This is a genomic window from Halobacillus alkaliphilus (assembly GCF_900113125.1).
Classification (GTDB): domain Bacteria; phylum Bacillota; class Bacilli; order Bacillales; family Halobacillaceae; genus Halobacillus; species Halobacillus alkaliphilus.
On sequence record NZ_FOOG01000010.1, the window covers coordinates 101,765 to 117,833 of the forward strand.

The window sequence follows — 16,069 nt, forward strand, 5'->3', positions numbered from 1 at the left end:
TTCCCCATTTGGGCTTCACCGCACTTTAACAAGTTAAGCATTTTGTAAATCTTTAAACTGCTCTTGCAGCACCTTGCTGAGTGTTTGTATAGCTGATGACATCTCATCGTACGTTACATTTAGAGGCGGAAGTAGTCGTATAACTTGCGGGCCGGCAAGCACAGCAAGCATTCCTTCCTCTCTCAATGCATGAATGACTGGCATGGCTTCCTTCTTAAGCTCTATACCTATCATCATTCCCCTTCCTCTGACTTCTTTTACAACGTTCAGCGGCTTCAAGGAGTTTGTAAGCTCCTCTTTTAAATAATTGCCTTTCTCTTCTACTTCACTTAAAAACGGATCGTTGAAGATTTTTTCCAGAGTGGCATTAACCGCTGCGGCAGCGAGTGGGTTTCCTCCGAATGTTGTTCCGTGGGAGCCTGCCGAAAAGGTTTCAGCAAGCTTTGCTTTACCCAGCATAGCACCAACTGGAAATCCACTGCCAAGACCCTTTGCAGAAGAAACAATATCAGGATCCAAATCAAAATGCTGATAAGCAAATGGTTTACCTGTTCTTCCAATACCTGTCTGTACTTCATCGATGATAAGTAGAGCCCCAAGATCGCGGCACTTACTTTCCACAGCCTCAAGGAATTCAGCCGTACCCGGAACCACTCCACCTTCTCCCTGGATAACTTCTACCATGATCGCAGCTACCTGGTCATCTCCCAGCTGTTCCACAGCCTCTTTGTCGTTATAAGGAAGATATTCAAAAGTAGGAAGCAGCGCTCCAAACCCTTTCTGAATCTTTTCCTGTCCAGTCGCACTCATCGTGGCAAATGTTCTGCCATGAAAGGACTGCTTAAATGTAATAATTTTTTCCTTACCTGTATACTTACGAGCTATTTTGATAGCCGCTTCATTAGCTTCAGCTCCGCTGTTACAAAAGAAAACATGGTCAAGGTCGGTAGATGCTACCAGCCTTTCAGCAGCTTCTTCCTGAGAAGGAAGCTGATAGAGGTTGGACACATGCCAGAGCTGATCCAGTTGTTTTTGTAAAGCGTTTTGTACTTCTTCAGGCCTGTGCCCGAGATTGCACACTGCAATACCCGAGACAAAATCTAAATAGTCCTTGCCTTGATCGTCTGTTACCGTCGTGCCTGACCCGGAAACCAATGTCAGTGGAAACCGGTTATAAGTTGGAAATAGACTCATTCCGCTCTCTCCTTTACTGTGGCCCGGATCTTCGTACCTTTCATACGGTCACCCTGTATTAAGGCATCTTCACCACTAACAATCATGACTTCTTGTAAATGTTCAGATAACGCAGCCATGGCCGATTGCACTTTCGGAATCATTCCGCCATAAATGCATCCGCCGCTGATCAAGGATTCAATTTCTTCCGGGCTTGTTTCTTTTATTACTTCATCCTCACTGATAATACCTGGTACATCTGTAACAAATAACAGTTTTTCTGCTTGCATGGCTTTAGCAATGGCTGCTGCTGCAAGATCAGCATTAATATTTACGGTCTGTCCGTTCTCTGTCTTTCCTAATGGAGCTACTACAGGAAGGTATCCTGCCTGCATACAATTATAAAGAAGGTCCGTTTTCACTTCTTCCACTTGTCCAACAAACCCTAAGTCTTGCTGGTTTACGTAACTAGCTGTAAGCAAGGAAGCGTCGCATCCTTTTAAACCAACAGGAAGGATATTCTGTCTAACTAAAGCGGACGTAATCTGGGCGTTCACCTTTCCGCCAAGTACCATTTCCACAACTTCGAGGGTTTCCTTCGTCGTCTTTCTAAGTCCTTCGTGGAATTCACCTTCGATATCCATTCGTCCGAGTAGGGCGGTAATAGCCGGGCCCCCTCCATGAACGATCAGACAATGGTAATGTTTGAGGAGTCCATGAAAACTTTCATAAAACTCCTCTGTTAAGCGGTCGATCATGCTTCCACCAAGCTTAATAACAATAACCGGCTTGTCGTTACGTACGGTAGCTTGCGTTGATTCTGACATAGTCATAGGTCAAGTCACACCCCCAGGCCGTGCCCTTGCCATCCCCCTCATTCAAATGGATCGACAGTGTCACTTCTTCATTATCCAGATCCTCAACGGCTTGTTCTTCTGAAAAAGGACAAGGAGTGCCGTTACTAAATACGAGCTGCTCTTCAATATATATATCACACGCGTTTGCATCAACCTGGGCTTCACTATGACCAATAGCTCCGACAATACGCCCCCAATTGGCGTCTAAGCCATATACCGCTGTTTTCACCAGACTGGAGCCCACTACTTTTTTCGCAATGATACGTGCTTCCTTATCAGAGTTCGCCCCTGAAACGTTTACTTCAATCAGCTTCGTAGCTCCCTCTCCGTCCTTAGCAATTTGTTTAGCTAAATCTTCACAGACAAGCTGAAGGCCGTACTGAAAACCATCCCAGTCGGGATGCTGTTCACTTAACGATTCATGATCTACATACCCATTAGCCATAGCAAGTACCATATCGTTGGTGGAGGTTTCCCCGTCTACGGTAATTTGGTTAAACGAGCGCTCAATCGATTGGCTGAGCGCTTTTTGCAGTAACTCAGGCTCAATCGTGGCATCAGTGGTAATAAAACCAAGCATGGTAGCCATATTAGGGTGAATCATCCCTGAACCTTTAGCCGCGCCTCCGATGGTCACCGTCTTTCCTTCTACCTCCACTTGATAACAAGCTGTTTTCTCACATTTGTCGGTTGTAAGAATGGACCTTTGAAAATCTGATGCCCCATCCTTTGTGACTTCAACGGTTTCGCATCCGTAGGTTATTTTCTCCATTGGAAGTTGTTCTCCAATTACACCGGTAGAAGCTACAGCTACATATTCTTCTGGAAAATGAAATCGTTCAGCGATCATCTTTCTCATTTCATATGCATTTTTCAAGCCTTCTTTGCCTGTACAGGCATTGGCTACGGCACTGTTAATAACGAGAGCCTGAATCTTTCCTTCCTTTTCAATACTCTCTTGCGTCACTTTTAGTGGAGGGGCCTGAAAATGGCTCTGAGTGTAGACAGCTGCAGCAGATGCAGGAGTATCACTGACCAGTAATCCAAAATCTTTCTTCTTATAACGCAGCCCGCTGTGTATGCCGCCTGATTGAAACCCTCCTGGTGTCAGCAGTGTACCGCTTTCCAATTTCTCAACCTTTTGATGCACATTCGTAGTTTGGACCAAACCAACTCTCCCTTTCTTCTTTATGGGTAAACAGGTAAATCAGGAAGCCCTGTTTTTTCCTCATATTGAAATAATAGATTCATATTTTGTACAGCTTGACTGGCGGCACCCTTCATAAGATTATCAATGACAGCTACAACCGTTACCCGATTGGTTCTTGGATCGAGTGTGATCCCTATATCACAGTAATTTGAACCATACACATCTTTAGTGCCTGGGAACTGTCCTTCCTTTCTTAACCTTACAAAAGGCTCATTAGCGTAGCAGCTCTCATAATAGCTCTTCAGTTCCTCAAGCGTCTGGTTCTCTTTTAAAGTTAAATAAATAGTAGCCATGATTCCTCTTGTCATAGGTACAAGATGAGTAGAGAATGTAACTGGAACTGTTTCCGGACTCCATTCCGTAAGCTGTTGTTCAATTTCAGGTATATGCTGATGCTGATTTACTTTATAAATCTGAAAGTTTTCTTGTAGATGAGCAAAATGAGTAATGGCCCCGGGGTTCTTACCGGCACCTGACACTCCAGTTTTCGCATCAATAATAATCGAAGATGGATCAACTATCCCTTCAGATACAAGTGGACCCAGACCTAGTAATGCCGCTGTTGGAAAACAACCCGGGTTAGCAATTAAATCAGCCGACTGGATGGCTTCTTTGTTCCATTCGGGAAGTCCATAAGCCGATTTCTCCAGAATAGCGGATGATGCAGATTCCTTCTTATACCACTTCGTATAAGCGGATCCATCCTTTAATCGTAAATCTCCGGATAAGTCGATGACTTTTGCCTTGCCTCCAAGCAGCTCAGGAGTTAATTGTGTAGATACTCCTGCTGGCGTTGCTAAGAAAATAACGTCTAATTCTTCCTTCATTTCCTCAGGTTTCAACTCTTCTAATCTATGATTTTGTTCCGTGTCCATTTGCGGATAAATTGATGTAAATTCTTCTCCTGCATTAGAAGAAGAAAATAAGATTACTTGTTTAACGTGGGGATGTGAGTTAAGCAGGCGAAATAGTTCAACTCCGCCATAACCGGTAGCCCCTATGATTCCTGCTTTCAATTGAAAACCACCCTTATGTATATTTATGTTTAACTCTGTATATTTACAATATTATTAACCCTTATAAGCTATATGTCAATAGATTTATACGATATATTGTATATTTATCAAAAAATTAACCTTCATTTATACCTATGAAAAGGTAATACTTGATTTGAAAATGGCTGGACGATGCGTTTTGAGTTCACCGCCCTGCCTTTTATTTAATGTACATCGTTTTGCATTTTTATAAACTGCTTAGCTTTTCTAATAAGACTTTCTCCTGTTCAGGATTTAACCCTGCATGCTTCAAAGTCCCTTTATGGTTTCTGTACCACTCGTATGTGTCACGGATAGTCTCTTCAACAGTACGAAAACGTAGTCCCTTCTCAATTGCTTTTGTACAATCTATTCCGAAATCACCCTGGGTGGGTACCCAGAGCGGAAGCTCGATCCAAGGTTTGACGTTTTCTTTTAAAAGGAACGACTCAGTCGCCCATACAGGTTTGGCCTCAGAATTAAATACTGTTTGGCAAGAATAGATGAGGCCTTCCATCGTCAGCTTTTCTCGTGGACCGTTTGCATTAAAAACTCCAGTTTCCTGATGCTCAATCATTTGGACAATCCATTTTGATAAATCACGTACATCAATGAATTGAACTTTTTTATCTTTTGGCTCGGGTACGATAAAAGCCTCTCCTGCTTCTACCCGAACAGGCCAATACGTAAATCGGTCTGTCGGATCGTCCGGCCCGACAATCAACCCCGGTCTAATAATGAGAGAATGGCTTTCACTCATTATTCCTTTCACAGCCATTTCACTATGGAACTTTAAAGGTCCATAATACTCATTGGCCGCCCTGCCTTTTACACCTTTAGTGGCACGTGCTAGTTCATGACTTGTTAAGGTAGATACTTCCCCGCTCTCATCAAGATGATCCTGATCCGTCAGATATTTATAAACCGACATGCTGGATATGTAAGCATACAGATGAACCTGATCTTTTAATACCTCGGCGGATTGTTTAACCATATCAGGCAAGTATCCACATGTATCGATGACAGCGTCCCAATGCTGGCCTTTTAACTTCTTTAAATCATCCAGGTTTTCGCGATCACCAATTATTTTTTCTGTCTCTTTAAAGAAATCTGGATTGGTTTTGCCTCTATTAAATAAAGTAACTTCATGATTACGTTCTAATGCGCTTTCGACAATGGACTTTCCAACGAATTGCGTGCCCCCAATAACCAATAGTTTCATAAAATAGACTCCCTTACTATTCAACTTTGTCATCTAAAAAACTACTGCTGATATTTCACAAGAGGATTATTCCAAAAAAGGCCGGATACTTAAAAACTCGACTTTGAGATATTTTGGGTCCGTTACTATATGAGGCGGGGGCTGGTGGGGAAATAACTCGCTTTCCTATGGCCCTACACGACGTAGGGCCGGAAAGCGAGCCGTTACCCGCAGGACCTAACTCTCTAACTAAATATCTCGAAACTGAGTCTTACAGTAATGGGAGCTTATATTTAAAAGATTACTTCTTAAATATTGCAGAGGATATTACTTTAATAATGATTCCATATTTATTTGTAAAATCCTTCATAAAATGAATTTATTATAAAAATTATAAAGTTAAACTGGTTAAGATTAAATAAAAAAACACTCTTGAGCAGCTGATGTTCAAGAGTGTTGATGTTTATTAGATATTATATTTAAACACTTCCGGTAAATGACTGAAAAATTCCATTCTCGTCAAGTGAGTACACTTCGCGTCCAGCTAAATGGTTGATAATTACTTTATTGCGGTGAACGGATAAACCCAAGTTAGTCGAACCGACGCCATGAGTATGGGAAATACCACTATGGACATAAATTTCATTATCCGTATTTTTATTCAAAAGCATACGATAATCTGCACTTACTTTGTAACGACCATGCTCGTCCCACTGAAGAAAGTCTTCGAGCTGATGAATGAAATCAGGGACATAGGGCTTGTACCCGGTAGCAGCAATAACAACATCCGTCTCATGCGTGAATGCTTCGTTCTTTTGCCAGTGCAGACAATCAAGCTCATAGCCGCCATTAGCTTTTTCTCGAATACCGTTTACTTCACTGAGTACTCGAATACCAACATCAAGCTTCTCTTGCCCAACTGAAAATTCATAGAGCAAATTATATATGTCGTTAATCGTATGATTACTTATCCCTTTATAATACAATCCCTGCTCAGCAAAGATTTCGTCTTTCTGATCCTGAGGAAGTTGGTAGAAGTAATTCACATAATCCGGGGAAAAATGCTCTAAGCTGAGCTTTGACTCCTCCATAGATTCAAAGCCCGGGGAACGCGTGATCCAGTCCAACCGAAAGCCGCAGTCGCGCTGTTCCTTCAGTAATTCCCTGAAAGTTTCAGCCGCACTCTGTCCAGATCCAACTACTGTAATTGATCCGGCTTTGCGGCAGCGCTCCTGATTTGCGAGAAATTCAGACGTGTGGAACACATCTTCTGACGGAAGGTTTTGGAACGATTTTGGTAAAACGGGCACACTGCCGGTTCCAAGTACGAGGTTCCTCGAACGATAAACTTCCTGTTCTCCCGTTTTAAGGTTGTTCACAGCCACTTCGTAATATTTTTCATTTTCTTCCACATGACGAATGTTGGATACCCGTCTGCCAAATTTGCAGCTGTCCAGCTGATGAGCAACCCATTGACAGTAATCATTGTACTCCCTTCTGGGAATATCCAAACGCTGCAGGAAATAAAACTGATACATTCGATCATTTTTACTAATGTAGTTTAAAAAACTGTATTGGCTAGTAGGGTCTGCCATCGTTACCAGGTCAGCTATAAAAGGAACCTGCATCTTCGTCCCCTCAATCAACATCCCAGGGTGCCAATCGAATTTATCATTTTGTTCAAAAAACAAGGGTTCTATGGTATCGATATCATCCAGTAAAGCTGCCAAGCTTAAATTGAATGGTCCAACGCCTACACCAATTAAGTCATACATTTTCTCTGGTTGCTCCATCATCTCACTACTCCTTTTTCTGAAAAGACCTACATTTCAGAAATCATTACATTACTTTTATGTTACCATAATCCCACCATAATATAATAGTTGTCTCCTAGTGAGAGCTGTGAAAAGAAGGAATGATTTCATGAATTCTGTAACACTGGAAGAAGTTCAAAATCGAAACGATTATATGTCTTATCTATTATTAGCAGATGAAAGCGAAGATATCATTAACGGATACATTCATGAAGGTGAACTGTATGTCATTCAGGTCGACAATAAAGAAGTGGGTGTGGTTCTTTTCACTTTCCCATCGCTCGATACAGTAGAGATTAAAAATATAGCCATAACTGAGAAAGCAAGAGGACATGGGATCGGTAAGCAGGCTATTCAGCAGGCCGTACATCTTTTTTATAAGAGGCATTATGCACGGTTAATTGTAGGAACAGCGAATTCAAGCCTGGACAACCTGGCCTTTTACCAAAAAGCAGGATTTCGGTTTTATGAGATCAGAAGAGACTTTTTCCTGAATTACCCCTCTCCTGTTTTCGAAAACGGCATCCAGGCTCTCGATATGGTGGTGTTTGAAAGAACGTTAAGGATTTAATAACTGAACCTAAATTGAACTACCCCCCACTTACTCGCTGACGCTCCTTGAAGTTGGGGGATTCCTAAGAGCACGAACCTAACGGTTCGTTCAAATGATTAGGCTAGCCCCGTCGCACCGACGGTTGGAAGGATTCTTTTAATTTCCTTCAATATATTGAAACTCGCATTTAGATCGCGGTCGTGGCGGGAGTCGCCAACGGCGCTTGAAGAGAGAGTCTTCTGCTGATGAATGATAAACGAGGAAACGAAGAGTCCGTTACAATCAGGACTCTTTTTTGAAAGGCTTTTTATGGATCGGTTCTTCGGTTCTGATACATGTGACTTATGATGTTTTGTAAGAAGCTTATTGCACAATAGAGCCGGTTACTATAAGACTCAGTTTCGAGATATCTTGGGTCCATTGCCCATATAGAGAGGGGCTGGCTACGGAAACAACTCGCTTTCCTGCGGCCCTACACGACGTAGGGTCGTGAACGGCCGCGGAAAGCGAAATCGTTCCCCGAAGGACTTTTCGCTCAACAAATGTCTCGAAATCAAGTCTTCAACTAATGGAAGCTTATCTTTATTAATTTACACGGAAATCTAACAAATCATATAAGTTAATAAAATCCAAACATTGGTGCATGCTATCTATAAACTTTTAAAGGAGCGTGCGATATGAATAAGGGAAATGAACAAGGTTCAAATCAAAGTCCCAGTAAAGAATCTAACTCGCCCCCTCTCCTACCTCCTTTAGAAGACAGTTTAAGCCACATTGAAACGGAACTTGGAAAAAGTACGGATCTTGTAATCAGACGATTTGCTATCTATAAAACTCGCTGTGCTGCTCTTTATATAGATGGTCTTGTGGATAAGAATACAGTTCAGAATTTCATTATGGAAGCACTTATGCTTGAGATGCCCCACAAACGCGTTTCCGTGAAGGAACTTTACGATACGATCAAACAAGCTTCTCTTCCTATAGGTGAAGTAACTGAATTCAACGATTATGAAGCACTTTTTAAGCGATTATTATCAGGCGAAACCATCCTTCTTATAGATAAAGAGAAAAAAGCATTAGCAGCCAGCACCCGGGGCTGGAGAGACCGCGGGGTACAGGAAAGCACTTCGGAAAGTGTCATCCGTGGTCCTAAAGAAGCGTTCACAGAAACCCTCAGGACGAATACCGCCTTGTTACGACGTAAAATAAAAGATCCTAAGCTCCGAATTGAAAGTAAAGCAATTGGTGAGGTGACTAGAACGGACGTAGCTATCGTCTACTTGCAGGATATAGCCGAAGACCACATCGTGCAAGAAGTTCACCGCCGACTTGAGGAAATCGATATCGACGGTATTCTGGAGAGCGGCTATATTGAAGAATATATTCAAGATGCTCAGTATTCCCCCTTTCCTACCGTTTATTATTCTGAAAAACCTGATGCGATTGCAGGTGGATTACTAGAAGGCCGGGTCGCGATCATTACCGACGGCACACCGGATGTCCTCTTAGTTCCTGCTTTGTTCGTCAATTTTTTTCAATCAAGTGAAGATTATTACCAGAGAGCCGATATAAGTACGTTCCTGCGACTACTGAGGCTGGTCTGTTTTAATATTGCTTTATTTATGCCTGCTTTATATATCGCTTTTACGACCTTTCATCAGGAAATGATTCCGGCACCTTTACTGATCAGTCTGGCCGCCCAGCGTGAGGGTGTCCCTTTTCCGGCTTTTGTAGAAGCCCTGCTCATGGAGCTTACGTTTGAAATCCTGCGGGAAGCCGGTGTCCGCTTGCCGAAACCGGTAGGATCAGCTGTATCCATTGTTGGTGCGCTCGTACTTGGGCAGTCCGCTGTGCAGGCAGGTTTGGTATCTCCGGCTATGGTTATTGTAGTAGCTCTTACAGCCATTTCAAGCTTTGTTTTTCCTGCTTATAACATAGCGATTCCTATACGTATGCTTCGTTTTCTATTTATGATCCTTGCTGCAACGTTTGGATTATACGGCATTATCCTCGGGCTGATTGCCATGGTCCTGCATTTATGCAGCCTGCAGTCCTTTGGTGTTGCTTATATGTCACCGTTTGCACCAATGAAGGCGAAGGATCAGAAAGACGTAATAATCCGCTTCCCGCACTGGGGATTATTTTCCCGCCCAAGCTCTTTAACGAAGAAGAATGAAAAACGAACCAATCCATCATCCAAGGAGAATTGAGGATGAAACTATATAACTTTCCTTTCAGAAAACCGTTGTTTATATTTATCTGTCTCCTCCTGTTAACCGGCTGCTGGAACAGCCGGGAGCTGGATGAGCTTGGTATTGTTGTGATGTTAGGAATTGATAAAACTGAAGAAAGTGAGTATATATTGACGGTTCAGGTGATCAACCCATCAGAAATTGCTACGGACGCCCCAACCACACGGCCGCCTGTTTCCACTTTTTCAACAACCGGTCGTACCCTTTTCGAGGCATTCCGCAGGCTCACTACAAAAAGTCCAAGAAAGAACTACTTGTCTCAGCTGCGGTTAGTTGTACTTGGAACAGCCGTGGCTGAAGAAGGAGTGATGCCGGTTCTCGATTTACTCTACCGCGATCATGAATTTAGAACTTCTTTTTTCGTGACTGTAGCTAAAAATGCTCCGGTAGAAAGTATGCTTAGTATCATTACACCTTATGAAAAAATTCCAGCCAATAAAATCATGAATTCCATCGAAAGTGTAGAGCGGAATTGGGCTGCCACAAAAGGGGTCTCTATTGATAAAGTGATCTCAAGTATCCGAAATCCTGGAGAAGATCCGGTGATGAGCGGCATAACTCTTTTAGGCGAAGAGGATACAGGGACAAACATAAACAACGTGGAAAATGTCGATTCTCCTACAAAATTAGAAATCGATGAACTTGGTGTATTTAAAGGAGACAAACTCGCAGGGTGGCTCAACGAAAACGAAAGCCGGGGGCTTAACTTCGCAACCGGAAATGTACACAGCACAGTAATTACCCACCCTTGTGAAGATGAAGGAACGCTGAGCGTGGAGCTGCTTAGAACAAGCGCTAAGATGAAAGGAAAAATTGAAAGTGATCAGCCTGTCATTGATATAAAGGTTGAAGGAGAAGGTAATGTAGCAGAAGTAGATTGTAAAATTGACTTGAGTAAGCCTGATGCAATAGAAAAAATAAATAAGCATGTCGAGGAAGCGATTACCGAAAGCATTCAGGCTACCCTGGCTAAAGCTCAGAAGGAATATGGAAGTGATATCTTTGGTTTCGGAGGTGTTATCCACCGCGATCAGCCTAAGTATTGGAAAAAAGTTGAGAAGGAATGGTCTTCCTATTATCAAGATGTTGAAGTCAACATTGATGCTAACGTGAAAATCAGAAGAAAAGGAAATTCAACACAGCCAATCAACAAAGAAAGTTAGGTGAAATAGATGTGGGCCACTATATCAGTCATAGCCGTTTCCCTTCTGATCTTTTTCTTAGAGTTCCCGCGATTGAAGCGAAAAAAAAAGACAAAGGAAATGTGGTGCTTTTCCACGCTTCTATTCATTGCTACAACGGTTAGTGTACTGGAAAGCCGAAATGTGAACCTGCCGAACCCGCTTGATTACATTCAAGCTTTTTATAACACTATAAATTCATGGATTGGTCTATAGAAAGGAGGCTGTAATCCGTATGGATAACCAAACCATAAGTGCCAGGCAGTATATGTTCCTTGTTGTTTTCTTTATTATTGGCAGTTCAATCCTAATCGTCCCCACTCCTCTCGCCGCTCAGGCGAAGCAAGATGCCTGGATGTCCGTCATTCTAGCCATCCTGTTCGGGGTTATCTTCGTCATGTTCTTAAATAAAATTGGCAGTCTGTCCTCAGGAAAAACATTTGTCCAATCGGCTATTTATGTATTTGGGAACTGGGCAGGACGTTTATTTTGTATATTTTATTTGAGCTTCTTATATATTCTAGCATCCCTTGTTCTTAGAAATATTGGAGATTTTATGACTACTCAGATCATTCCAGAAACACCCTTACAGTTCACTCATATCTTATTTCTGCTCGTTGTTATCGGGGGCGCCTATATTGGTGTCGAATCCATTGCTCGCTCATCTGAAATCTTTATGCCCTGGATGATCCTTCTGCTCATTTTTTTAACCATCTCCATAATGCCTCAAATTAATATGGATCAATTGAAACCTGTGCTTGGCAACGGTGTTATACCAATCATAAGCAATTCTTCTATAGTTATTGGTACTCCGCTGCTTGAGATGGTAGCTCTATTAATGATTTTTCCCTATGTAAAAGAAGAAAAAAAAGCCAAGCGTGCGTGGATACTGGGAACCGTTTTCGGAGGAGGGGTGCTCTTCCTTATCACCATTTTGTGTCTCTTAGTCCTGGGCAGTGATCTGACAGCTTTAAACGCTTATCCTACTTATCGGATTGCGCAAAAGATAAATATCGCTGGTTTCCTTGAGGGACTGGAGATTATCATTGCGGTCATATGGATGCTCACCATTTTCTTCAAATTAATCATCCTCTACTACGCTACTTCTGTAGGGATTGCCCAATTCTTCACTTTAAAAGACCACCGCCCATTGTTATTGCCTTTAGGAATGGGAATGGTTGTCCTCTCGATTATTGCTTATCCTGATGTAGCTTATTTCGAGACTTTCGTAGGGGAAACCTGGCTGCCTTATTCTTTGACTCACGGATTAATATTGCCTGCGATCCTTATGATTGGTCTGCTTGTTAAAAGACGCATGAGCAGAAATTAAAAGCGCACACCACTAAAGAATGGGTGTGCGCTTACTTTCTCATACAGTTGGCGTGGAAAGCGCCCTCAAAATAACCTGCTTGAACTGGGACGAATAGTCTTGCAAATCTTCTACCTGATACATTCCTGTATATAGCTGCACGACCAGCCCGTCGACTATAGCTACCAATACAGAAGCTCCGAGTTGAGAATGAACCAGCGGGTAGTGGTTATCTCCATCTAAACTAGCCAACTTTTCCTGAAGGTGAGCCACCATCTCAATGAAAGCGCCACTAAACTTGGAAGAATAGATATCCCCTTGAGAATAACGCTTCATCACCAATTTAATATTTTCCATATTCTGATGATTATATTCCCATGAATCCTTTAGAAATTGGTCGATAAAATCCTCTACGCTTGTACTTTGGTTTCTATCCAAAGCTTCTATATAATCTTTCTCTAATTGTCTCAGCGTTTGATCCATATCTTCATGTGATACTTTTTGTTTCACCTTCCCCTCTCCTTTCTTCTTTTACTGCTTCATGAATTCCCTTTATTTTGAAAACAAAACCTGGTGTGGTGAAAGGTTGTTTAGATCCCGGAAGACGCAAACTGAAGAGGATGCCGTAAAGGAGAGTTCCCACTAACACTGCCACGTCGAATGCAACACCGAAACGCCTCTGCGTCATGCAGAGACGCGGAAAGCAAATCATTTCCAATCGACCATTATTACCAAACGAAGTGAACGAAACGGTTGTTAAATGATCGGGAGTATGTTTTAGCGATCAAGCAGCAAGTTTAACACGTCATAACCCAGACCTTTATTTATAACTTATTTTTATATTAATATAATATTTTGTTGAAATACCTAAATGTATACCATAAAATATTCCTTAATAGTAAAATACGACTAATCGTTTCGAATAAAGAGGAGCCTTCTTATGTCTTTAATCATAAAGCCCACCAATCTTCAGCCGGACCAACAACTTCAACAAGATGTTTTTAAGAATGAGCGACTCGTCCTGTCGAAAGGAACATTTTTAAATCACAGACACATTGAAAAACTAAAAAGATGGGAGATTCAACAAGTAGTTATTTCATCCCGCTTCGCTGAAGATAGTAATTCAGAGTTAGATCCGCTCAGCGAAATAAACACTTCTCATTTCTCAGAAGAACATGAGAGCTACTACTTAACCACTCTATTTAATACGGTTATTACTAAAATCGTTAATGAAATGCGATATGGAGAACTTCTAAAGCCGACGGATTCAATATATGAAGTTCGCAACCTTTTCATACGCTTACTCAAAAATCCTGTAAATAAGAAGCTGCTATCTGAGCTTTTGCAGCATGATGAGTATAGCTTTTTTCATTCAGTAGATGTATTCATCCTGGGCTACTTTTTAGGAAAAAAATTAAATATTAACGATATGGAGGGCTTTGCAACAGCCTGTCTACTTCATGATATTGGTAAAATAAGTATTCCTCGTGAAATTATTTCAAAATCTACGAAGCTAACGTCATCCGAATACAAGATGGTTGAACACCATACGATTGAAGGGGAAAGGATTCTACTGGCACAAGGCTATAAGGAGACCACTGCACAGTTAGCAAGATCCCACCATGAAAAAATAGATGGATCAGGGTACCCTGATCAAATAGATGCGGAAACAGATCGATTTTTCACGGAACTTCACATATTAACGATCATAGATATTTACTCTGCTCTTACTTTGGATCGTTCTTATCGAAAAGCCTTCCCTGCGTCCCGGGCACTTTCCATCCTCTTAAATGAACAGCATCTTTATAACCAATCCATTCTGTTTGAATTCGTTGATACTCTAAAAATCTATCCCAAAAACTCTCTGGTCCAATTAAGTACAGGAGAGTTGGCTAATGTGACCAAAGTCATTGAGGGCTTACCTACTTTGGGGGTGGTAACCACCTTGCTAGATGAAAAGGATTTCTTCCTTCCTATCGACAAATCCATCTCCATCAAAGAGATCGTGGAATGGAATAATGATCAGTATGCGAAAGAACTATTTTTATGGCTGCAGTTTATTCAAAGTTTAAGGCAGAGGGACGACAAAAAAGCATTGAAGTATTTAAATGAATTGGAAGATAAATATTCGATCGAGAAAGTTTTCACTCATCTATTTGAACCAGCGATGAATGAACTTTATCATGCAAACAACATAAAGAGAGCAGATAGGATGGATAATTTTACAGCTGTCACTACTTTGAAACATATCATCGATTACAAGCGTTTCGAATACACATCCGCCGTCACAACCACCATAGGAAGTGTTCTTATAATCGACGCAGGAAAAAAGAATTTCATGCTTAAACACCATATTCTTCACTCCCTTCTTTCTTCGATTGGTTTTCAAATACGTAGTATTTCCGTAGATGAGCCTACTCTTGATCTCCCAAGTGAAGAGGTCTTGACATACATATCCAACCATTCGATTGAACAAGTGGTGATTGTAGGTTCATTTAATGAGATAAGCGCTTTAACTTTTTTATTAGAAGCGATTAAACAGTCCTACCCACATACACATACCGTTTTTGTGGAAGAGAAGGCAAACGCCCCTGCTGATGACCATTCATTTATTGATCTGACAACTAGTAAAATTGAAAAATGCCTGCAATTCTTAAAAAAGCTAATAAATGAAAAAGCAAAAGGAGACTAAACTTGTCCCTTTTGCTTTTTCTTCTAATCTACCACAATATAAGCAATCATTGGTCCATTCGAGTTAATATCCGGGTGCGTATTACAAATTAAGCGGTAGACTCCTTCTTTATCGAATTTCAAATCTACAATTGTTTCTTTACCTTGCTGTACGACGCCTTTCACGTCGGTACCCTCGATAAAGAATGGATGCTCTTTGCCGTTTACACCGTATATACTTAATTTGATTGGTTCCCCTTTTTCTACAAAGATCGTGCCTGGATCCCAGCGATACGCTTCAATTTCTTTTCCATCAGCTGTTTCAGCTTTAAACTCCCCTGTTACAAGATTAATGACACGGGGCTCTCCATTTACTGGCTGTGATGAAGTAGCGATAGCACCCTGCCAAAAGTAGCTGCCTATAAAATAGGCAGCAAAGGCTACCAGGACAGCTGCTCCGATCACGGCCACCTTCTTGGCTGATAAAATTATTGCACCCATTTAATCCCTCCTAAGGCTTGTTTACTTATATATATGCAAACCGCCCTAGGAAACTTGCCTTCATTATTCAATAAATACCTGAAGCTAATTTTTTGCTCTGTTACTTCCCTGTTGATTTTAAAGATAAGCTCCCGTTACTGGAAGACTCGATTTCGAGATAAATTGGGTCCGTTACGTTAGATGGATAAAGGTTGGTGGGGAAATAACTCGCTTTCCTATGGGGGAACGGTGAGCTTCCTCGCTCGTTTCACTCCCTGCGGGATCTCACCTAGTCCCTTCTCCCATGGGAGTCTCGCCATTTCCCCACCAACCCA

Annotated in this window: 14 protein-coding genes; 6 read left to right on the forward strand and 8 right to left on the reverse strand. The window is 41.7% G+C overall.

What is annotated here, in order from left to right:
• Positions 1–33: 33 nt before the first annotated feature.
• The 6 genes from BMZ06_RS08225 to BMZ06_RS08250 form a co-directional block, all read right to left on the reverse strand.
• The gene (locus BMZ06_RS08225; protein ID WP_089751569.1) at positions 34–1,194 is read right to left on the reverse strand and encodes an acetylornithine transaminase; all 1,161 of its coding nucleotides are present in this window, start codon (positions 1,192–1,194) and stop codon (positions 34–36) included.
• On the reverse strand, positions 1,191–2,006 hold the full coding sequence (gene argB / locus BMZ06_RS08230) for an acetylglutamate kinase (protein WP_089751570.1): 816 nt from the start codon (positions 2,004–2,006) through the stop codon (positions 1,191–1,193). The genes BMZ06_RS08225 and argB overlap by 4 nt, the downstream gene beginning before the upstream one ends.
• Complete coding sequence (argJ, locus tag BMZ06_RS08235; RefSeq protein ID WP_089751571.1) at positions 1,969–3,198, reverse strand: bifunctional ornithine acetyltransferase/N-acetylglutamate synthase; 1,230 nt, start codon at positions 3,196–3,198, stop codon at positions 1,969–1,971. The genes argB and argJ overlap by 38 nt, the downstream gene beginning before the upstream one ends.
• 20 nt (positions 3,199–3,218) lie before the next feature.
• Positions 3,219–4,256: an N-acetyl-gamma-glutamyl-phosphate reductase gene (gene argC / locus BMZ06_RS08240; protein WP_089751572.1), complete on the reverse strand. Its 1,038-nt coding sequence runs from the start codon at positions 4,254–4,256 to the stop codon at positions 3,219–3,221.
• A 226-nt stretch (positions 4,257–4,482) separates the two neighbouring features.
• Complete coding sequence (locus tag BMZ06_RS08245; RefSeq protein ID WP_175477829.1) at positions 4,483–5,496, reverse strand: NAD-dependent epimerase/dehydratase family protein; 1,014 nt, start codon at positions 5,494–5,496, stop codon at positions 4,483–4,485.
• 458 nt (positions 5,497–5,954) lie between these two features.
• Positions 5,955–7,271 carry a lysine N(6)-hydroxylase/L-ornithine N(5)-oxygenase family protein gene (locus BMZ06_RS08250; RefSeq protein WP_089751574.1) on the reverse strand — a complete coding sequence of 439 codons (1,317 nt, stop codon included), beginning with the start codon at positions 7,269–7,271 and terminating at the stop codon, positions 5,955–5,957.
• A gap of 127 nt (positions 7,272–7,398) precedes the next feature.
• Here BMZ06_RS08250 and BMZ06_RS08255 point away from each other — a divergent pair, with 127 nt between their 5' ends.
• The 5 genes from BMZ06_RS08255 (at position 7,399) to BMZ06_RS08275 (ending at position 12,605) form a co-directional block, all read left to right on the forward strand.
• Positions 7,399–7,860 carry a GNAT family N-acetyltransferase gene (locus BMZ06_RS08255; protein WP_089751575.1) on the forward strand — a complete coding sequence of 154 codons (462 nt, stop codon included), beginning with the start codon at positions 7,399–7,401 and terminating at the stop codon, positions 7,858–7,860.
• Positions 7,861–8,519: 659 nt separating this feature from the next.
• Positions 8,520–10,052, forward strand: coding sequence for a spore germination protein (locus tag BMZ06_RS08260; protein WP_089751576.1), 1,533 nt, complete (start codon positions 8,520–8,522; stop codon positions 10,050–10,052).
• Between the two features lie 2 nt (positions 10,053–10,054).
• On the forward strand, positions 10,055–11,257 hold the full coding sequence (locus BMZ06_RS08265) for a Ger(x)C family spore germination protein (RefSeq protein WP_089751577.1): 1,203 nt from the start codon (positions 10,055–10,057) through the stop codon (positions 11,255–11,257).
• Between the two features lie 9 nt (positions 11,258–11,266).
• Positions 11,267–11,491, forward strand: coding sequence for a hypothetical protein (locus BMZ06_RS20955; RefSeq protein ID WP_089751578.1), 225 nt, complete (start codon positions 11,267–11,269; stop codon positions 11,489–11,491).
• Positions 11,492–11,510: 19 nt separating this feature from the next.
• Positions 11,511–12,605, forward strand: a complete 1,095-nt coding sequence (locus BMZ06_RS08275; protein WP_089751579.1) for a GerAB/ArcD/ProY family transporter — start codon at positions 11,511–11,513, stop codon at positions 12,603–12,605.
• A 39-nt stretch (positions 12,606–12,644) separates the two neighbouring features.
• Here the strand turns inward: BMZ06_RS08275 and BMZ06_RS08280 are convergent, their stop codons facing one another.
• Positions 12,645–13,094: a hypothetical protein gene (locus BMZ06_RS08280; RefSeq protein ID WP_089751580.1), complete on the reverse strand. Its 450-nt coding sequence runs from the start codon at positions 13,092–13,094 to the stop codon at positions 12,645–12,647.
• Between the two features lie 430 nt (positions 13,095–13,524).
• On the opposite strand from BMZ06_RS08280, the gene BMZ06_RS08285 reads away from it, so the two are divergent.
• The gene (locus BMZ06_RS08285) at positions 13,525–15,276 is read left to right on the forward strand and encodes an HD-GYP domain-containing protein (RefSeq protein ID WP_089751581.1); all 1,752 of its coding nucleotides are present in this window, start codon (positions 13,525–13,527) and stop codon (positions 15,274–15,276) included.
• 23 nt (positions 15,277–15,299) lie between these two features.
• Here the strand turns inward: BMZ06_RS08285 and BMZ06_RS08290 are convergent, their stop codons facing one another.
• Positions 15,300–15,755 (reverse strand): cupredoxin domain-containing protein, encoded by a 456-nt coding sequence (locus tag BMZ06_RS08290; RefSeq protein ID WP_089751582.1) that lies wholly within the window; start codon positions 15,753–15,755, stop codon positions 15,300–15,302.
• Between the last annotated feature and the right edge of the window lie 314 nt (positions 15,756–16,069).